Source organism: Aldersonia sp. NBC_00410, from assembly GCF_026342035.1.
GTDB lineage: Bacteria > Actinomycetota > Actinomycetes > Mycobacteriales > Mycobacteriaceae > Aldersonia.
In genome coordinates this window covers 192,272-211,058 of the sequence record NZ_JAPENM010000002.1, presented here as the reverse complement: position 1 = coordinate 211,058, position 18,787 = coordinate 192,272, and the positions used below count along the sequence as shown (strand labels likewise).

The 18,787-nt window shown below is 61.8% G+C and carries 16 protein-coding genes and 2 pseudogenes; 10 read left to right on the top strand and 8 right to left on the bottom strand.

Annotation, left to right across the window (positions count from 1 at the left end; all coding sequences use genetic code 11):
* Window positions 1-84: 84 nt before the first annotated feature.
* Window positions 85-654, bottom strand: coding sequence for a recombinase family protein (locus OG921_RS04665; RefSeq protein WP_266111613.1), 570 nt, complete (start codon window positions 652-654; stop codon window positions 85-87).
* A 359-nt stretch (window positions 655-1,013) separates the two neighbouring features.
* Here OG921_RS04665 and OG921_RS04660 point away from each other — a divergent pair, with 359 nt between their 5' ends.
* Window positions 1,014-1,904 carry a hypothetical protein gene (locus OG921_RS04660; RefSeq protein ID WP_266111209.1) on the top strand — a complete coding sequence of 297 codons (891 nt, stop codon included), beginning with the start codon at window positions 1,014-1,016 and terminating at the stop codon, window positions 1,902-1,904.
* Window positions 1,905-1,910: 6 nt separating this feature from the next.
* Here OG921_RS04660 and OG921_RS04655 read toward each other — a convergent pair whose 3' ends face one another.
* The 3 genes from OG921_RS04655 to OG921_RS04645 all read right to left on the bottom strand — a co-directional run bounded on the left by OG921_RS04655 (window position 1,911) and on the right by OG921_RS04645 (window position 4,589).
* Window positions 1,911-2,060: a hypothetical protein gene (locus OG921_RS04655; protein ID WP_266111208.1), complete on the bottom strand. Its 150-nt coding sequence runs from the start codon at window positions 2,058-2,060 to the stop codon at window positions 1,911-1,913.
* Window positions 2,061-2,603: 543 nt separating this feature from the next.
* Complete coding sequence (locus OG921_RS04650) at window positions 2,604-3,224, bottom strand: uracil-DNA glycosylase (protein ID WP_266111207.1); 621 nt, start codon at window positions 3,222-3,224, stop codon at window positions 2,604-2,606.
* A gap of 57 nt (window positions 3,225-3,281) precedes the next feature.
* Window positions 3,282-4,589, bottom strand: a complete 1,308-nt coding sequence (locus OG921_RS04645) for a hypothetical protein (protein WP_266111206.1) — start codon at window positions 4,587-4,589, stop codon at window positions 3,282-3,284.
* 628 nt (window positions 4,590-5,217) lie between these two features.
* Here OG921_RS04645 and OG921_RS04640 point away from each other — a divergent pair.
* Together OG921_RS04640 and OG921_RS04635 are read left to right on the top strand one after the other, a co-directional pair.
* On the top strand, window positions 5,218-5,940 hold the full coding sequence (locus tag OG921_RS04640) for a DUF2510 domain-containing protein (protein WP_266111205.1): 723 nt from the start codon (window positions 5,218-5,220) through the stop codon (window positions 5,938-5,940).
* 199 nt (window positions 5,941-6,139) lie between these two features.
* A complete protein-coding gene (locus OG921_RS04635) occupies window positions 6,140-6,757 on the top strand; it encodes a GIY-YIG nuclease family protein (RefSeq protein WP_266111204.1) in 618 nt (205 codons plus the stop codon).
* Window positions 6,758-6,899: 142 nt separating this feature from the next.
* Here OG921_RS04635 and OG921_RS04630 read toward each other — a convergent pair whose 3' ends face one another.
* Window positions 6,900-7,394, bottom strand: coding sequence for a hypothetical protein (locus OG921_RS04630; RefSeq protein WP_266111203.1), 495 nt, complete (start codon window positions 7,392-7,394; stop codon window positions 6,900-6,902).
* 499 nt (window positions 7,395-7,893) lie between these two features.
* Here OG921_RS04630 and OG921_RS04625 point away from each other — a divergent pair, with 499 nt between their 5' ends.
* The 4 genes from OG921_RS04625 to OG921_RS04610 all read left to right on the top strand — a co-directional run bounded on the left by OG921_RS04625 (window position 7,894) and on the right by OG921_RS04610 (window position 13,321).
* Window positions 7,894-8,529 carry a hypothetical protein gene (locus OG921_RS04625; protein WP_266111202.1) on the top strand — a complete coding sequence of 212 codons (636 nt, stop codon included), beginning with the start codon at window positions 7,894-7,896 and terminating at the stop codon, window positions 8,527-8,529.
* Window positions 8,530-9,448: 919 nt separating this feature from the next.
* On the top strand, window positions 9,449-10,687 hold the full coding sequence (locus tag OG921_RS04620) for an IS256 family transposase (protein WP_266111612.1): 1,239 nt from the start codon (window positions 9,449-9,451) through the stop codon (window positions 10,685-10,687).
* Window positions 10,688-11,382: 695 nt separating this feature from the next.
* On the top strand, window positions 11,383-12,303 hold the full coding sequence (locus tag OG921_RS04615; protein WP_266111201.1) for a hypothetical protein: 921 nt from the start codon (window positions 11,383-11,385) through the stop codon (window positions 12,301-12,303).
* A 271-nt stretch (window positions 12,304-12,574) separates the two neighbouring features.
* Window positions 12,575-13,321: a DUF5131 family protein gene (locus tag OG921_RS04610; protein WP_266111200.1), complete on the top strand. Its 747-nt coding sequence runs from the start codon at window positions 12,575-12,577 to the stop codon at window positions 13,319-13,321.
* Here OG921_RS04610 and tcmP read toward each other — a convergent pair.
* Together tcmP and OG921_RS04600 are read right to left on the bottom strand one after the other, a co-directional pair.
* Window positions 13,318-14,484: a three-Cys-motif partner protein TcmP gene (gene tcmP / locus OG921_RS04605; RefSeq protein WP_266111199.1), complete on the bottom strand. Its 1,167-nt coding sequence runs from the start codon at window positions 14,482-14,484 to the stop codon at window positions 13,318-13,320. The two genes, OG921_RS04610 and tcmP, sit on opposite strands and share 4 nt — an antisense overlap.
* Before the next feature lie 237 nt (window positions 14,485-14,721).
* On the bottom strand, window positions 14,722-14,916 hold the full coding sequence (locus tag OG921_RS04600) for a hypothetical protein (protein WP_266111667.1): 195 nt from the start codon (window positions 14,914-14,916) through the stop codon (window positions 14,722-14,724).
* Here OG921_RS04600 and OG921_RS04595 point away from each other — a divergent pair.
* A pseudogene (locus tag OG921_RS04595) lies at window positions 14,851-15,004 on the top strand (ATP-binding protein); the annotation flags it as partial. The gene OG921_RS04600 and the pseudogene OG921_RS04595 sit on opposite strands and share 66 nt — an antisense overlap.
* Window positions 15,005-15,328: 324 nt before the next feature.
* On the opposite strand, the gene OG921_RS04590 reads toward OG921_RS04595, so the two are convergent.
* Window positions 15,329-15,721 (bottom strand): hypothetical protein, encoded by a 393-nt coding sequence (locus OG921_RS04590; protein ID WP_266111198.1) that lies wholly within the window; start codon window positions 15,719-15,721, stop codon window positions 15,329-15,331.
* 361 nt (window positions 15,722-16,082) lie between these two features.
* Here OG921_RS04590 and OG921_RS04585 point away from each other — a divergent pair, with 361 nt between their 5' ends.
* Together OG921_RS04585 and OG921_RS04580 are read left to right on the top strand one after the other, a co-directional pair.
* Window positions 16,083-17,717, top strand: a complete 1,635-nt coding sequence (locus OG921_RS04585; protein WP_266111197.1) for a caspase family protein — start codon at window positions 16,083-16,085, stop codon at window positions 17,715-17,717.
* Between the two features lie 503 nt (window positions 17,718-18,220).
* A pseudogene (locus OG921_RS04580) lies at window positions 18,221-18,394 on the top strand (IS1380 family transposase); the annotation flags it as partial.
* Window positions 18,395-18,787: the final 393 nt, after the last annotated feature.

Below are 18,787 nucleotides of genomic sequence, written 5' to 3'. Positions count from 1 at the left end.
TCAACGCGCCCTCGACGAGGTCCGCCGTGCGACCTTCTCGCAGCCAGCGCGGACGACGCGGCACAAGGCCGGGCCGGGCATGGATCAACCGGCGCCGACTGCTGCGCGGAGGCGGTCTTCACACTGCGTACGTAGGCCACACGCGCCGCTTACGGCCCGGATATAGTGCTGCAAATGGGCGCTGAGCGGCCAGAAACCGGCAGGCCAAACCGCTGCCACCGTGATCTCGACGGTCAGCTGTGTCGAGCCTTTCTTCCGACTGGGGTCGTAGAGTCCGATTGTTGTGGAGGGTTGAGGAGTGGTTTGCGGCCGGAGACACCGCCTGCAGCCGTACGGCGGGCGTTGCTCTCCATCGTGCGCAGACGAATCAGGCCGGACTCGAACTCCGCGAAGGTGGTCGACAACATCGCGAACACCGTTCGCCCGATAGGCTCCCGCGGGTCGTGGACAGTGCCGTCGAACATCAACAGCACATCGCGGGCCTCGAGATCGGTGGCGTTCGCGCTGATCGGCGACCGAGCGGGCCACCCGGTCCAGCGAGGTGACGACCAAGGTGTCCCGAGCGGACAAGGCCGACATGGCCGCGGTTAACGCTGGTCGGGGTCTGTCCGTGCCTATCAGCCCGTGATCTACATGAATGGAGTCATCGGCCACGCCTACGACTCGCAGCTGATCGCGCGGCCCTGTTCGTCGTCCGTGGACGACGAACAGCGTGCGTACCCGATCAACATGCACTAATCGTATTCTACGAACAAACCCCTTCACGTAGCACTCGCCAATGCGTTCTCATGGAGATTGCCGCGCGACATACCTGACGGCAGGAGGCGCGGAAACTGCACTACCGCGGGGCCGGGCCTAACGGGTATGTAGGCGATCCCGGCGCCCGACTCTCTAGAAGGTCTGCGACACAGCGATTGCGGCGACGGGCGAGGGACAATCCACCTCTACGATCGGCGCAGGACCCGCGGAACCTGTGCTGCCTTGCACCCGCCAGACTGCAAAGGACGAACGACGTGGCTTTCACCAGTCTTGCTGTCAACGTCATGCTTTCCGGACCCGGCGACGTTCGACCGCACCTTGATCTGATCGAGAAGGTCATCTACGACTGGAACCGCGAGCGTGCCATCCACAGCAGTGTGGTGTTGCTACCGCGCCATTGGTCGACCGACACTGTCTCGTCTTTCTCACTCGGTCTCGACGGGCAGGCTGAGATCAACCGACAGCTGGTCGACCAAGCTGACATCGTGTTCGCGGTGTTCCATGCCAAGCTCGGAACGCCCACCCCACGTTCTGTTTCGGGGACGGCCGAGGAAGTCGAGAAGGCGATCGAAGATGGTCTTCCTGTGCACGTCTTCTTCTCGGAGGCACCGGTCCCTCACGACCACGACCCGGACCAGTATGCCGCCCTTCGTCGGTTCCGTGAGTCGCTTGGCCCGCGCGGCCTATACCGTGCCTTCACGACCGAGGATGACGTTCGTGGATTCGTACGGCAGTCATTGGAAGCAGACGTTGCCGCCATCAATGCGGACCCGGCCGAGACCCCCGTGGCTGGCAAGCAATCGGGCGCGCAGCTCACGGCGCGATACGACTTCCGCGAAGTGACAGAGACAGACGCAAAGGGGCGGACGAGAACCCGTAAGAAGGGGGAACGGATTGTCGTTCGCAATGCCGGTGATCGGACCGCCTACAACGTGACTGTCAAACTCGAGCCAGGAGGGCAGGGAGACGCGCCATTTCTGCACACCGAGGATCGAAATCCGGCGCATTTCGAGGCGATTGCTCCAGGAACGGAGGTTGGCATCATCACTGCACTTCACATGGGTGTTGCGCTGACTCAGCGAGTGATTTTGCGGTGGGAGGAGGAGAACGAGCCTCGCGAATACAGCCACACTCTGACGCTCTGAGGAGGGTCAGTCTGTGGCTGCACCTTCTGGCCTGTCTTTCGAAAAGTTCAGATAGAGCACCTTTCCGCGTTCGGCGGCCGAAGCCGAGGGTTGCAGCCGAACGTTAGATAAATCTTCAATCGTGAAAGCGCCTTGTCTGCCTTTGAGCAGCTTCATCGCTGGGGGATCCTGCATTCTTGAAGTAGGCAACGAGCTGAGACCTGTATATTTCGTCCACATCAGTTCGAATCCTCCGTGTGGGATTTGGAGCATAAGTGACGGCGATTTGGAAACAACTTCGCCCTCGGCATTTTCGGATGGGAAGTAGTGGTCTGAAATTTGGAACCGGGCGTCCCTGGGTGAATATATATCGCCTTCGCTGGAAGTGCCAGGTTGACTAGCATTGCGTACTAGGCATTCGGAACTTAATGACAGCTCTTGCTTCTACGGGCCTTTTGAAGCGAACGTCGAGTCCGATCCAGCTGCTATCAGGTGCGCCAGTCCAGGTAGACGTTTGACGCGGACCGGCCCGGCCCGACCTGAAGGCGACGCCGCTACACTGCAACAACCGCGGCACCCACCAGAAATCGCAAGCGGCTTCGCGCGAGCGCAATGCGAGTGGGGCCTTACGCGCGCGGGGGAGTGTTGGTTACGACCGTTCTCCGGGGTAGGTGAGGCGTCTGGCGGGCTGCTTGCGGCCGCACATGTGAACCGCATTGCTCAATGACTGCGGAGCATTGTCGCGACTTGCACGACAGCGGCTTCGAAGCGGTCCCGCCCGCCCGGAGAGTTCAATCCCCGGTCTGAGCAATGCGGGATATTCCCCGGTACGACATACAGTTCCCGATCGATTGTCGCGCGCGCCCATCCATCACGTGCGGCGACTCCCAGCAACAAGACGATTTCGAGTCGTGGACACAGGTCGACGAATGCGCGAGTCCACTTGGCCGCCTTGTCGCGTTCTCCCGGTGTCGAACCGCCGTTCCGGACACCGGCCACGGGGAACGGGACGGCGTTCCAGTGGACAACGTCTGACCACATGACGCCATGTCTTGCGTACGACTCGCGGCAGTTTCGGGCGGTGCGATCGTTGTTGTCGAGGCTCAACAGTCCGGAGCCGGTCCCCGCTTCAGCCTTTGTGGAGGGGTTGTCCAGCAGCACCAACAACCGTGCATTGATCCCTCCCAAATCGGGATCGACGTACGGCACGTAACCTCGCGGCAGGTTGAGAGAATCGGCAATCCGGTCGGAGAGCTCGTTGAGTGGACCGACGTGCGGTTCCTGTATCCGGGATAGCTTCTCTGCAACGACTCTGGGATCAGCGTTGCGCCCGTTCGGCATTCGACTTGCTCCTCCCTGGCGAAACGACCTAACCAGGCTGCATCGACCAACCCAGTTCTATGCCGGGCGAGCGGGTAGGACAACGATGGACGCGTCGGAGCTGCGCGCGATATCGATTGCCACGTCGGTTTGACGATCGGTGGTGTCGATGCCGCTCCCCAGCTCGCGTAGCCGACGGGATGTGCGAAGTAGTTTGTCGACGTCGCCGGCCTTGAACACGACGTCTCGCACTCCGTGCGAGCGGTCCAACTCGAGCATCGACAAGCCATGCAGGAGGGCGTCGATATCCGTTTCGAGCTTCGCGACGCGTTGCTGGTCACGGTTCAGGGTGCGGACAAAGCTGTCGAACGAGTTGGATCGATCCATCTGCGCGTGCTCCACCGCCTGGAGCACGATGACGCGCTTCTTCAGGGCGATGGCCAGGCTGGCGAGTTCGAGGTGCGCGCGGAACTCACCGGATTCTTCATCGATTCCAGCGAATTCCTTTCGCAGCGGGGCAAGTTCGACCCGCCCCTCTTGCAGTGTCTTGAGGCCGCGCTGCCACTTCTGCAGGCGCAGTTCGGCATCCGCGAGTGCGACGCTGATGGAGTGCACTGCGGAGTCCAATCCCAGCGATGCGCCGACGCGGCCTTGGTCGAGGAGAACGGCAGTAGCTTTTTCGATGGCGTCGCGGCATCCGTTGAGCCGGCTCTTCTCACTTTCGAGCGAGTCGCTGTGGAGCTTCTCCAGGAGTTTGGTGATGTTCTCGACTGCCCGTTGGCGCTTGTGATCAGCCTGGGCGCTCACCCCGACGGCTACAGCCAGCATGACGAGTGGCGCGGCCACGGTGAGTGCGGCAGATCCTCCGACTGCTACGCCGGCCGTCGCGGCGGAGCCAGTCGTTGTGCCGGCCACCGCCGCTTTTCCGGCGACCGGCACGAACGTCTCCTTGGCTGCCCTGCCAGAGGTTCCGATGAGCGCACCAAGCACACTGCCGGGTTCCGTCTTCGACAGCATCGGCTTGATGAACCCGGTGCCGATCTGTGCCGCGACTTTTGCCGGCACAATCATGCGATACAGCGTCTCGAGGCTCGTGCCGATGCCCACGACGGGGGCTGCTCCTGGCGTTTCGGTGATCAGTTGGGACAAGTGGGTGGCCAGCGGGCTCGAACTTTCGAGGTGGATGCCTTGACTGAGATTGACCGACTTGGGGAGCGGGTGCGCTTCGAGAGTGACGATCGGAGCATCGGCTAGGACAGCAAGCACGGTCCGCAGTTCCTCGAGGCGTTCGGGCGACATGGGCTCGTCACCTGCAATGGTGGGGACGCTCACTTCTCGGGTTGCCAGCGTCCACACCGGTACCTGGTTCGCGTTCTCGTCGACCACGGTGAGCCTTCCTCGCAACTGTTGTTCACCGTAATCGAGTAGAGCGAGGAAATGGTTCGGAAGGTCAAATGATCGATCCCGCAACGTTGACTCGGCAGGGGCGCGGATTTGCGTGCTGACGGCGCACGGTGAACACGGTCCACGTGTCGCCGACCAACGCCGTCCGAGGTCATGGTCGATACATCGACATTGGCAGACGCCGGACGGGTGTTGCGCACGACCGAAGGCCCGGAGCCAGGGGGAGGACAAGGCCGGCGGTACTGCCGCGGATCGACCTGTGCGAGCCGGCCAGCTGGGTCGGGCCAGCTCCCGAACCGGATGACAGGCTGGGTTGGTCCGGTGGTGATCGCCACCATGCCGCCGTGAGGCATCGGGAACGACCGTGACCCACCGCGCGGGTCACGCGCGTCGCGCTGGGAGTTGTGATCAGCGCTTCGATCAGAGCGGGATGAGCACCCTTCGATTGCAGCGGAGGTGGCGAATCCGGTGTTGTCCGCAGGTTTCTCGCACGCGGGCAACTTCCTGTGGGGCATAGCGTTTCACCCGCATGTAACACCGCGATCTTCGCGGGTGACAGGTATAGCGAAAGCGATCCGAGCCGCAGGGCAATCTCCTAGGTAGGCGTTCGATGACACAGCCCGGTTGGTACCCGGATCCGCAGGACCCGCGGCGACAGCGCTGGTGGGACGGTCGGCAATGGGCACCGCCAGCGCAATGGGCCCCGCAGCAGCCACCGCCCCGGAAGCGGTCGGGTGCCGGCAAGGTGCTGCTCGCTATCGGTGGCGCGGTTGTTGTCCTCATCGTGATCGGCGTGCTCGTCGGCCCGGACGACGAAAAGAACAGCGCGAGCACCACTTCCGCGACAGAGACCATCTCGCCCGAGGCAGTGCGGGGCGAGGCCGAGCGCCGCGCCGCCGAGGCCACCAGCGCTGCGCAAGCCTCCAGTGCCGCTCGGGCTGCGGTCGATGCCGAGCGCGCTCGCAATACCGACCCTGCCAACTATGCGCCGATCAGTGACCAGGATTTCGCGATTCTCGCGAAGGATCCCGCCGCCCACACCGGTGAGCGGATCGTCGTGTACGGGCGTGTCTCGCAGTTCGATGCGAACACCGGAGCAGACACCATGCGGATCAGTGCGGGCGGGCAGCCGGCGGACTGGTACGACTACGACGTGAACGCGATCGTGATCGGCGACGACCCGGGAGTGCTGGCCGAGGTCGTCGAGGGGAATCTCGTAACGCTGCACGTGCGCGTGAACGGCGAGACGTCGTACCCGACCTCGATGGGCGGTGAGCTCGCCGCACCCGAGTTCCAGGCCTACATCGCCGAGGTCACCGGCACGACACCGTGATCCGGCGCGGGCGACGCGTGACCGGTTCGTTCGCGGTGCCCATGTCGTCGGTGGCCGCTCGCGCGTCACGACACCTTGGGCCCGCGTCGGTGCTGTTTTCGGCTATTGGCCGCGACGGTGCAGTTACTCACTCGCTCGGCATGCCAGGACATATTGCCGAGTACAACCATCTGTCGGTGCGCTGTGTAAGGATCCCGGCGTGTCCGTTCCGGCTCGCCTCGACGAGTATCTGATCGCCCCGGTCTTCGCTCGCGCCCAGGTGCTCGCACGCCCCTGCCCTGTCCCGGTTGCGGCCGGTGTCTACGGCTGGTGGTTCCGTGAGCTACCCGCGGACATCGATACCAGCGGTTGCCGGACGCGTGATGGTCTGACGCTGCTCTACACGGGGATCAGTCCGCGGCGCCCGCCGCAGAACGGCCGGGCACCAAGCAGGCAGACGTTGCGCACGCGGATCACCTACCACTACCGAGGCAATGCCGAAGGATCGACGCTGCGGAAGACACTGGGCTGCCTGCTGGGCGCCGAACTCGGTATCGACCTCAGGCGCTACGGCTCTGGCACGCGCCGGCACTTTGGAACCGGAGAAGCCATCCTCAACCGTTGGCTGGAAGCCAATGCCTTCGTATCCTGGATCGCTTGCGATACGCCGTGGGTGGTCGAAGAGGAACTCATCCAGTACCTCGACGTGCCGCTCAACATCGACACCAACAGTCACAACGCGTTTTACCCCAAGCTGAAGGAGGTCAGAGCGGCCGCGGTTCGGCACGCAAACGAGTTGCCGGTTCTGCCGAATCCAGGGCGGTCCCGAGTCGTGTAGCAGATCGATGGAATCGCGGCGAACGCTCGCTTGGGAGCATCGATATCACGATCGCCATGCGGTCGCGGATTTGTGCGAACGTAGCAATAGGGTAAACGCGACGATCGGTAACGCCGAGCAGCGGTGACCCGATGGTGGGCTGTTACCAGAGAGCTTCCTGCTCCGAGCCCCCGAGCGGACCAGCACAGTACGCCGCCTGGGCGCGCGGATTGGTCTCGGCGCCGGACCAGTACTGCACATCGTAGGTTTGGCGAGCAGCACCGTCGCCGGAACTCTTACGCTTGAGCATGTCGCAGGATGCGCTAATCGCAAGGTGGTCAGGGGTCCAGACTCGGACGGCGCTGAATTCTTCTGTGAGCCAGATGTCCTGACGGTCGGTTCCGCCGACGCCGTCGGCGTCTCGGACGTCGAATTTTATCGTCGCGCCTTCGGAGCCGTCGGTTCGGACCGGCGTCACAAAGTACCAGCCTCCGGGTGTGAACTGGTTGAAGAGGTTGTAGGACTCGTGCTGTGCCACGTAGGTGACCTGCGCATGCAGCATATTGAAGCGGGCGTCGGCGTGCGCCGTCCCACTGTTCAATGCCGAGACGGCGAAAGTTGCGCCGATAGCGATCGCGGCGCTGATGATTTTGATCATGATGAACTTCCTGCGCGTTTTCGGTTTGGTCGTTGTGTTCTCGAGCGGGTGGCGATCTTCCAGCACCGCGTGACTCGCGTTCGCTCCGCGCGAACTTAGGTGCATCGTGTTAGGTGTAACGACCGCGGGACCAGCCTCGGAATGCACGACGGACTAGCGTTCGAGTGTGTTGTCGGGCAGACCCGCATATTTGTTACGAAGGTGGATGGACCCCCGCGAGGTTGGGCGTCGGGAGCGATCGCTGGCTCAACGAATCCCTACGACGGCTTTATTCAGCGTCGCCATTCAGGGTGGTTACTCCGCGATCCGTAGCACGGCGTCTCAAGAATCGTATCCTATTCCAGTGAGACCGATTTCGGAATTCTCACGGTCATTCGAGTTGGTGGGGGTAGTCGTGACGATTCAACTCGTGAGTCGGTGCCGACGTGGTCGGACCGCCATTGGAGTGGCTGTTGCGTCGATCGGTGCTTGTGTGCTGTTGCTCGCTGCGTGTGGCTCGGTGGGAGAACGAGCACCGGGTGCGGCGACCCCGACGACCGCTGGTGCCGTGCAGACGGCCGAACCGAATACGTCCACGCCCGCGCCGCCACCCCCGGTCGAGCAGGCAACCGATGCCGCCCCGCCGGAGGCGACCGACTCAGGCCCCGCGGCAGCGAATCCGCAAGCCGGTGATTGCGACATCGGGACCGACGGTGTGCAGGCACCCTATTGCGCGGCGGCGGGGGAGAAGGTCATCGAGTATTGCGGTGACTACGGCGTGCAGGAGAAGGGCACCACCTTCTACACCGACGGCACCACGGGTTGGACTCAATACTGTGCCGACGTTTGGATGACCGGCTACGACGCGGCGCACAGTGATGTGTCCGAGTCGAGCCCGTGTCCCGGGCTCGGCTACCGACCGATGACCCAGGCCGAATGCGACGTGGTCCTGGACGCCGAGAGCAATGCCGGCGTGCCAACGTGGGATCAGGATTCCGACACCTGGACCGACGAGAACGGCGACGGCGTGATGCAGGGGTACGAACGATGCGGTACGGCCTGTGGTGACGCCCCCACGAGCGGCGAAATCCAGTCGCGGTGGGCGTGTGAGCAAGGGACGATGGACGCCGCGACATGTCGGCAACTCGGCTACTGAGAAGAGGAGTTTATTCAGTCGTGTTTCGACCCACCCACTTCTCGCAATCCTCGAATCGAGGATTGTTGTGGACCAGCTATGGACCACACGTCATGCACGGTGCGCGCTTTCTGCACGTCGGTGGGGCGGTTGGTTTCGCGCATATCGTGCGTGACGTGCATAAACGGGTGAACACCAGTTCTGGGGGTCAAGTGGTCGCAGGGGCCAAATCCTGTCAGCCCGACCGTGTTCAAGTCATTCCTTAGGAGCGGGTCGACCCTTGGCCCGGGGCGAAGGAAACCGGCCATGTCTCGAGCACGTGTCCAGACTTCCTGCGTGCTGTGACGCGTCGGCCGGGGCGCTTTCCGCGGCGTGTGTGCCGCCGACTGGGCCGTTGCGCTCCCAACCTCGCAGGTCTCGAACACGGGTTCGATTTTCAACTGCCGATAACAGCGAGTATGACGTTTACCTGGTAGGTAGCGCTGCGGCCGGCGCGACGACGACGGGGTTGACACGGCTTTGGGTTCGTCGCTGCAGCACCCTGGTCCGACGTGCTCGTTGCCAAATTGACTCGCCTCGACCCGTTGACGTGCCGACCTCCGGACCACGACCCCCGAACACCAGCGAAACCGACGGGCCACCGGAGTCGTGGACCCCTGCGCAACCCGACAGGGTCGGGCTCCCGGTTGTGCGCCGACACCATAACCAGCGCATCAGACCCCGTGCAGGTCGGGCTAACGGGGCCCACCGCGGTGATCATCGTTCCGGCATCGTTTTCGCAACGAGGTGCCGACCGTGGACGTCTGACGCCGGGTTGCGTCCATGAGGATGGTGTACGAGCCGGTTCAGGATGTGCCCGGCGTGTCGTAGCCGGAATGTAGGTGGTCACCGCGTGATTCTTCGAGAGAGCTACCAACTCGACTCGACGAAAGAGCACGCGATGACCATTGCCCACGATATCGACCTGCACCAGTTCCTGACCGATCGCCTCACCGACGCCAGCCCCGATCTGCTGCGCAGCCTGTTGTCCACGTTCATCGACGCACTGATGGGCGCCGAGGCCGGCAGCCTGTGCGGGGCAGGTTTCGGTGAACGCTCCGCGGACCGCATCAACTCCCGCAACGGATACCGCCACCGCGACTTCGACACACGCGCCGGCACACTCGACGTCGCGATCCCCAAACTGCGTCAGGGCTCGTACTTTCCGGACTGGTTGCTGCAGCGCCGCAAACGCGCCGAGCGGGCACTGACCTCGGTGGTGGCCACCTGCTACCTGCTCGGGGTCTCGACCCGGCGGATGGAAAAGCTCGTCGACTCGCTCGGCATCACCTCACTGTCGAAATCACAGGTCAGTGTCATGGCCAAGGACCTCGACACCCAGGTGGAGGCATTCCGCGGGCGGCCTCTCGACGCCGGCCCGTACACGTTCGTCGCCGCCGACGCCCTCGTCCTGAAGGTCCGCGAGAACGGGCGGGTGGTAAATGTGCACGCGTTGGTCGCGGTCGGGGTGAACGTCGAGGGCTACCGGGAAATCCTGGGGTTGGAGGTGACTTCCGCCGAGGACGGCGCCGGCTGGCTGGCGTTCTTCCGGTCGCTGGTCGCCCGCGGTCTGAGCGGGGTGCGACTGGTGACCTCCGACGCCCACGCCGGCCTCGTGTCGGCGATCGGCGCCACCCTGCCCGGGGCCGCGTGGCAGCGGTGCCGGACGCATTATTCGACCAACCTCATGTCCCAGACACCGAAGAACTCCTGGCCCTGGGTGCGCGCGCTCCTGCACTCGGTCTACGACCATCCCGACGCCGATTCTGTTCATGCCCAATATGATCGGGTGATCGATGCCCTGTCGGAGAAGCTTCCGAAGGTCGCCGATCACCTCGATGCGGCCAGGGTCGATCTGCTTGCGTTCACCGCGTTCCCCAAGCAGATCTGGCGCCAGATCTGGTCCAACAATCCCCAGGAGAGACTGAACAAGGAGATCCGGCGCAGGACTGATGTCGTCGGGATCTTCCCCGACCGCACCGCCCTCATCCGACTCGTCGGCGCCGTCCTCGCCGAGCAACACGACGAATGGATCGAAGCCCGCCGCTACCTCGGCCTCGACGTGCTGGCCCGATCCCGCGCCACCCTCACCACACCCGAACCCACCGAGGAGGTGACACCAGCGGCACTGACCGCATAACCATCAGACGAGGAATCATGCGACGACGTCGTACACCACCTCACGGGACTTGACCTGACGCCGGAGATCCCTCTCCAGGTACTCATATCGAGGGCCGAGATCGAGCATCGCCGTCGAGCGCGTCCGGCACGACTAGGCCTGCTGTTAACAACCGTGGGATCTCGTACGACTAGGCAACCGTGGGATCCCGTACGACGTCATCGACCGTGACGCTTGCTGATGGACAGGTCGATGCAGGAGTAGATTCCTCGGTGCCGAGGTATCGTATATGGACGGAGCGTCGAGAGGCTTGCGACTATAACGTTCCCGTAAAGAAGAAACACCTTCCAGCGATCCAATCACTTTTCTCAGGCGATTTAGATCAGGCCGCTGAAACGCTATTTGTAGATGCTGAACTAGTTTGCGAACCGGACGGCCTTCGCGGGCCTTGGAGCATTGCGGTTCGAGTAAAAGGGCGAACAGTAGGATATATCCGTAGGAGCGATTCTAAGAAATGGGCGCAACCACTCCGGAGGATCCTTGCATCTGGGTACATTCCGATAACTAGGTGCCGAATTTGGGCATTCGAATTTGACCGCTGGGGCCGGCACGAGATTGAGTCGATCATTAATATCGCGTTCGATGATCCAATCGAAGCCATACCCCAGAATGGGCCTCCGCTGGGGCCGCACACACTTCTGCCAAAATCGGCTATCGTGCAAGTTTCGAAGCAGGATCTGTATTGCAACGAAATACAAAAATACGTCGCGCGAAACGACTATGCCTTGGTTGTCGCAACTCTCCACGAAGCCAACCTAAGGGCCAGCAGATCGACGCCGTTCGTCGAAGTTCGGATTTCGAATCTGAAGGTGGGCGAGTTGAGCTCCCCGATGAGCCAGAGATACCTTCCGCTGATACGATATTTTGCCCACAAGGGTCTCACTGTTGCTTGTTGGGGCGATATTCAACGCACTGAGTCTCGACCAAAGCTTCGGATTGATGGGATCCGCTGGGATGAAGCGACTCCAGACGTTCTCGATGGTCCACCGGTCGTCGTTCCCCGACTCATAGCGGAGTGCGAAGATCCTCTGCAGTACGACGTTTCGGATCTTAGCGAATATATGCGGCCGCGAGATCTCATTCCGAAGACGCGCCGCTCGGCGGTCGAAATTCCCGAACCGCCGGAGGGATCTGTTGTCCGGTTTGTCATGGCCGGGTGGTACAACTACATCGCGATTAGGCGCGGGGATCATTGGGAAACCTCAGCATCATTTTCGGGACTTGTAATCGAGCAAGTAATGAGATGGAGCGAATTGCTCAAGTTAGTTCGAAGATTCGAGATCGTTGACGAGTGGGCGCCGGTTTTGGACTGTACAAGCGATGCGCGACTGCTCGAATGGAGAAGTGTCGTACGATTCGCGGTGGTCGGGGAAACGGTCGCTGCGATCAATGTATGCAACGACCTATCGTCAGACGGCAATTGGTTTTCCACGCTGACCGACGCGACAAACCGCAGGTTGCCAGAAGGCGTCCGGCTGCATTCGCTTGAAGATATTGCAGTCGGGACCGAGACGCATATTGCGTCGTCGTGGCGAGACTTGGTCGAACCGCCAAAACCCTCGGGGCGCACTAGGTGAGCGCACGCGCGGCGCGACACAGAGTGCCGCTGTTTGCGTACAGCGAGGAGGCGCACGAGTTCTGGCCTCACTCGATTGGGGGCCGTTCGGCTGTCCGGAGGGTGAGCAATTCACCGGTCGCTGTTCATCCAGCCGGCACGGTAGACGGGCAGCGGGACGCCCGCTGGGAGTCAGGTGCGACACACCGGTCACAATGGCACCGCTTGGCTCGTCAGTACCACACCATAGAGTGGCGGCGGATGCAGGAAACCGCAGGTAAGGGGAGCATGCGATGGCGGACCGGTCGGCGATCGAGTGGACCGAGGCGACCTGGAACCCAGTAACCGGCTGCGACCGCGTCTCTACCGGTTGCGATCACTGCTACGCGATGACCCTGGCTAAGCGCCTGAAGGCGATGGGTTCGGCGAAGTATCAGGTCGACGGCGACCCGCGCACTTCCGGTCCCGGCTTTGGTGTCACGGTCCACCAACAGGCCCTCGACGAGCCGCGGCGCTGGCGCAACTCGCGCGTGGTGTTCGTGAACTCGATGAGTGACCTGTTCCACGCCCGGGTGCCGCTGGACTTCATCCGCGAAGTGTTCGATGTCTGCCGCGACACCCCGCAACACACCTACCAGGTGCTGACCAAGCGGAGTGTGCGTCTGCGTCGGGTCGCCGACAAGCTGGACTGGCCGAAAAACCTCTGGATGGGGGTGTCGGTGGAGAACGCCCAGGCCCTGTCACGCGTTGACCATCTGCGCGAGGTTCCGGCCGCCGTCCGGTTCCTGTCCTGTGAGCCGCTGCTCGGGCCGCTCGATGGGATTGATCTCACCGGTATCGGCTGGGTGATCGCCGGCGGCGAGTCCGGTCCGCGGTACCGACCGATGCAGCTGTCCTGGGCGCAGGGCATCCGCGACGCGTGCCAAGATGCTGAGGTGCCGTTCTTCTTCAAGCAGTGGGGTGGCCGCACCCCGAAGGCGGCCGGACGCGAGCTAGAAGGCCAGCTGTGGGACGAGATGCCCAGCGCAGCAACGGGTTAGGAAGCACCGCCGTCCTCTCCTTCATCCGGTCCCGCTTCGAAGATTCGAATACGGCACGTGGCCGGCCACGGTGAGTTCTTCGGCGCGGTTGCCGGAGACAATCGGACCACGAGTCCCTCGCGGAACAACTCGTCGAGGGCGGTGCGCACGTGAGGTTCTGTGTGACCGAGGATTTGCGCCCGGCTGACCAGCGCGGTGAAGTCGTGAACACCGATGCGCTTCCGGAAGTCGTCGATCAGGGGTTGGATGTCAGGTTCGAGCAAGCTTGGTTGAAACGCCGTGGCGGCGCTGGCCCCGCGGCCGCTCGTAGGGTCCGCGGACCACTTGGCAGAGTTCCAGCATTCGAGACCAGCTTGATGATGCGTTGCGAAGATCAGTGAGTACCGGGTGTACCGGCGCGCGACGTCAACGTCGAACGATGAGGTGTGGCACCCGAGCGCTTCGAGCTTGTCGCAGTAGAGCTTGACGAGCGCGGCCTTGGACTGCGCAGTGGTGAGCCTATCGGGAACGTTCTTCCAGGAGTCGTCGCCGTAGAGGCTGCCCATCACCGACACCATGGCGGGGTTGGTTCGGTAGCGGTGCGCTTCGTCGGCCATGAACGTGATCACGGCGTCGTTTTTGGGAACCGTCACTGTCTCGGAGACGATGGACCACGGGATCTGCTTCAGCCCGTACGGATCGATGATCCATAGAGCCTGTTTGCCCCGAGGTGCGTGCTTCTGCCGCACCTCGCCCACGATGTCCTCGAACTTCTTCGGGCCGACCGGCACGTGCTGAATGCCGTCGTCTAGAGGCAGACCCTTCATGCGTCCGTCCAGGGCCTCGCAGCGTCGCGGGTCCAAGTCGTTCGTCACGTAGGTGAGCGGCTGGAAGTTCGGGCGGCAGATGTGTTCGCGGAACAGCTTTGCGGTCATGATCGCGCTGCCGTCGAGCCCGTCGGAGTACATGCCTGAACCGGCGAACCCGTCGATAATCGTCCCCGGCTTTGCCCACCTGCCTTGCAGCACCTTGCCCATCCAGCATGCGATGTACCGCCGGTAGAACGCATGCTTGAGGCGGGTATGCGGGTCCGATTTGTAGTCGGTCTGGGAGCGCAAGTCTTCTCTGCGTGTCACTTCGGCGCTCCTCCCGTCAAGGTGGAGCGTATCTACCAGAATGGCCACTGCCGGGTAGCCGCGCCGCGTGCCCCGAACAGCCGGGTGTGGACAGTAGCGCCGGTGTTTAGGAGTCGGCGTCCACCGTGAGGAGGAGTTCAGTGACCACCTCGACGGCGACCTTCGTGCCGGTGTCGGTCAAGTGTTCACGGATCTGCGCTGTCCCCAGGACTGAACTGAATCGTCTGAAAGTCTTTACATGGCTGGCCCGGTGCTGGCTGAACCGTGCCGGGTTTCGTGCCGCTCCTATGCTGGTGACGGCTCCGGCTGGAGTGTCGTTTGTTGAGCGTAGTGGGCGGCCTCGAATTCGTCGGGCGCGACGTAGTTGAGGCGGCTGTGCAGCCTCGCCCGGTTGTCCCTGTGGCAGTTGCAGTTCGCTGGGGCGAGGTATTCGGCGACGACGTCGTCGCGGCGGCGATGATCGACCGCCTCGTGCACCACGCCGTAGGTTTTCTCCCTCAAAGGCGACAGCTACCGACTCAAAGACCGAGACCTCGGCCGCGTCCCCGCGACCACCAAACAAACCTAGGAAGGGGTCCAGATTCACCCGTCGAAATAGGGTTCACATTCAGGCGACGTTGACAGGTGAATTCGTCATCCATATCTGAGTCGACGCAGTAACCCCGTGCCCGGTTCCGTCGGCACCACAACAACTGCGGTGCGCTCGTACGGCATGCGGGCAATCCCCCTCAGCCATCGGCGACGTGCACGCGAACCGGCGGCGGAGAAGATCCGTAGGCGTAGCCGTTTGGGTTCCCTGCACCTGGCCGGGTCGGTGTGAAGGCCAGCATTCGGGTCCACGCGGTCAGTTCGTACCCGAGTTGGACGATTTCTAGCCAGATCGGGTTCTGGTTCACCCATGCAGCGGAAGACTCTGTAGACCGGTCCGTTTGGTGGTGCGGATGCGGTCCTCGCGGTCGGGCCCTGGGCTCCGGTGTCGCACATTGAGAGCGGCAAGTTGTCCGCGGGCGGTGTTGGTGACGAACGCGGCCAGGCACGGCCCGTCGTGGTCGGCGAACCGTGACTGGGCGCCGCCTGCGCCGTCGGCGCGGATCAGGACTATCCGCGCGACCCGGTCGCCCAGATTCGATGGCAGCCTCGCCAGCGCCATCTTGATGATGGTGACGTAGTCCGCGGCAGTGTTGAACGGGCGCTGCCGGGACGCAGCAGCATCGCTACCGGTCCCGCGTGCCGCCGTCACCGTGGTCGGCGAATACGCACAATGGGTGAAAATCCGAAGCTTCACTTGGAGTTTGGTGCCCCGCCTGCTCCTTGTCCGAGCGTGCCGTCACCAAATTCGCATGGAGGTCCACGATCACGGGCTCTTGGCGGTGGTGCTGTGGTCGGGGGCGTGCTCATCGGCCGCCGCCCAGGCGTACTTGCGGACCGTGGTGATCGCCGCGGCCTCCGTGAAAATACGAGGTCAAGTCGGATCTGCGCCGTGCGAACAGCCGATACTACCAACCTCGTCCGGATGTGTTCACACCCGATGGTCCCCCACTGGTCGATGAATCTACGGCGCACGATTCGGCGCGCTGCTCCCGACAGGGGCCGCCACGTCACCTAAGGTAGCTCATCACGCGCGCCAAATCTGGAGGACGACAAAGGTGTACAGAGCACTGTTGATCTGCAACTCCGTGTACCCAGCCGACCCTGCGCGGTTCCCTGCGCTCAACGGGCCGACCAGCGATGGCCTGGGGCTATGGCGTCAATTGACAGATGCGGATACAGGACTATTCAAAATAGACGATGTAGACGTCCTGTTCGAAAATGGGCAATCAGAAATTCTAGAGACTATCGACCGCATCTATTCGAGAGCGTCTAACGACGACACAGTGCTTCTGTACTTCTCAGGCCACGGCTTGATAGCGAACGAAAAACTATATCTGTGCGGGCGTGATTCGATCGGCCACTCTATTCGCGCAACTGGCATTAGCACTGAGCTAATCTCAGACATTATCCACGCCAGCAAGGCGGGGGTATCGGTAATCATTCTCGATTGTTGCCATAGCGGAGGCTTCAAAGGAAATACAATCGATGATGTGGCACTACGTGAACTCAGCGGAGAAGGACGTTACGTCATTACCGCGACAACCCTTACAGAGCGTGCATTAGACGCCTCCGAACGCGGAGCTCCAAGCCCGTTTACAGCTGCGCTAATTCAGAGCCTGGCATCCGGTGCAGACGATGCCAACAGTGACGGCTTCGTAGACATCGACGACCTGATGCGAGATTTGCAGGACCGTGTCCCACCTAACGCACCTCGTCCCGAGCGGGATTTTGATGGCTCAGGTATTGTGCGGATTGCGCGACGGATCTCCCATACAAGTGAGGACCGCGCCGACATCGCAACGAGAATCACGCAAGCGCCAGACGCCCAACCAACGACGATTTTTAAGGAAGGCTTCTCTGCAGGACTCGCACTATCCCCTAGAAGCCGAGGGGACATTACGCGTGCAGATGTCCGGCGGTGGGTTCCCGTAGCTCTGGCCAGTATGTTAGCGTTCTCAACGGGAGCTTACACGCTGTCAACGATTTCGACCTACGTTGGCAATCGAGACGACGAAAAGTTAGTCGCCCTTTGTGCTGTCCTCGTTGGCGGAGCGCTGCTTTCATTATCCCTGATCGAAGCCGCATACTTCTGGTATCACAAGATTACATACCTGCCACGGCGCGAAATTATTGAGACGCTAAGGGCAAGTCCGCCGAGAGTGTTACGCCCTGTCCAGTACGCTGTCTTTATCGGCGCCTTGGCAATCGTGCTGTCTCCTGTATCAGGTCGCGGATACGTCATGTGGGAATGGATTGTCTGCCTTTCCTGCCTCGGCGCGACTCTTCTGCTGTTCGCATTTCGTTGGCTCAATCGCGGCGACGAAGCCATCTCCACAGCTGGAGCGCTCACAATTATCGGTAACGTGGTCCCGGTCGAAACTGCGACCGCAAATGGACACTGGGAGTACCCTTCGGGAATGCAGAGTTACGATGGAATTATCTACATCGCAATTGGACTCGCGCTGTCGACGGCTTGGTACTTCCGCTCGCCGAAGGTGGTCGTGGCTGGAATGCTCGCTCTTTTATTCTTATGCTTGTTGGCTAATGCAGGAACTGCGATCTATGAGGTTCACTCGTACTGGTTTTCCACAGCGTGCGCGTTGGCGATCGGAACTGCAGGCGCGGTCCTTGGTTCCGGCGAATACATACCACTTCATGGCAAACTGGCGCGCCAGCGACATAGCGTCTGAGCTCGTACACGCGAAGGCTGATTCCGATAAGATCCATTACGTCGGAATATCAGGCGTTGCGTTATAGGGAGCTCGATCTGGATATGGTCAGAACTTAGCAATTCGATTGGGAGGAGAAAAGTGTCCGATGTCGTTGCCATAGTTGGCGTTGTTGTGATACTGGTGGGGTTACTAATGGTAATCGCAGGAAGTCTCCTAGCCGCACGGGAGCAATTTGACACGCGATCACGCACAAAGGGGCTCTCGGCAACAATCGACAGTCTCGCAAAACTCGCGGATGCGCTCGCTAAGCATCCCGTCGGCCTTAGGATCGTCTTCCTCGGCATCTTACTGATAATCATCGGAGGGCTGCTCGCAGGCGCTACGTCATTGCTAGGGCCTTAGCCCGGAGATTTCACGCTGATTCAGCGAGTTTGTGTGTCGGACATGGGGAAGGTGACCCTGCCTGGGAGAATGCGGATTGCTGAGGTCCGTGTTCACCCTCGTGGAAGGTCACCTTTCTGGTGCGTAAGTCTACGTCGCCCTACCCGCAGTTGTCGGTAGCGGCTACCGGTTCCGGTGTCGTGTCTCACGCGGGCGCGGTGGTGCTGCTGCGCACCGCCGAGAAGGCCGGCCTGATCAGCGAATTGTCGGGTGTGCTGAGCCGGTGGCGCAAGCCGCTGGCCTCGCACGATCCGCCGCAGAGCTGAACGCACGACCCTCCGCGGTCACTTTATAGTCGAGCTATTCATGACGAACCTCAGGCGGCGCGATCGCCCCATCGACACCGGGACGCGACCGCGGGCGTCGTCGGCGAAGGCGATAGCGACGCTCGGTCGCCGCCGGATAGGAGCCCGTTGCTGTATAGGTTAGTGCGGCGAGTTTCTCTGCCACGAAGCTGATTTCATCGATTACGTGGTCGATGGCATTAAATTCGGCGCCAATGTCCAGGCCGATATCGCCTCGGTGTTTGCGACGGGAATTCGCATTGAGTTCTAGTCGGTTTGGATGACGACCTAGACTCGGGCTCCTTGCGCTTCGTTTATGAGCGGTTTGATGATGAGCGGGAATTCGCGGCGGGCCGCTGGATT

What these genes read in the sequence shown, in the direction of transcription:
- OG921_RS04640 (WP_266111205.1), top strand. Translation starts at nt 5,218, where the DNA reads ATGACACAGCCCGGTTGGTACCCGGATCCGCAGGACCCGCGGCGACAG.
- OG921_RS04650 (WP_266111207.1), bottom strand. Translation starts at nt 3,224, where the DNA reads ATGCCGAACGGGCGCAACGCTGATCCCAGAGTCGTTGCAGAGAAGCTA.
- OG921_RS04620 (WP_266111612.1), top strand. Translation starts at nt 9,449, where the DNA reads ATGACCATTGCCCACGATATCGACCTGCACCAGTTCCTGACCGATCGC.
- OG921_RS04655 (WP_266111208.1), bottom strand. Translation starts at nt 2,060, where the DNA reads ATGAAGCTGCTCAAAGGCAGACAAGGCGCTTTCACGATTGAAGATTTA.
- OG921_RS04630 (WP_266111203.1), bottom strand. Translation starts at nt 7,394, where the DNA reads ATGATCAAAATCATCAGCGCCGCGATCGCTATCGGCGCAACTTTCGCC.
- OG921_RS04610 (WP_266111200.1), top strand. Translation starts at nt 12,575, where the DNA reads ATGGCGGACCGGTCGGCGATCGAGTGGACCGAGGCGACCTGGAACCCA.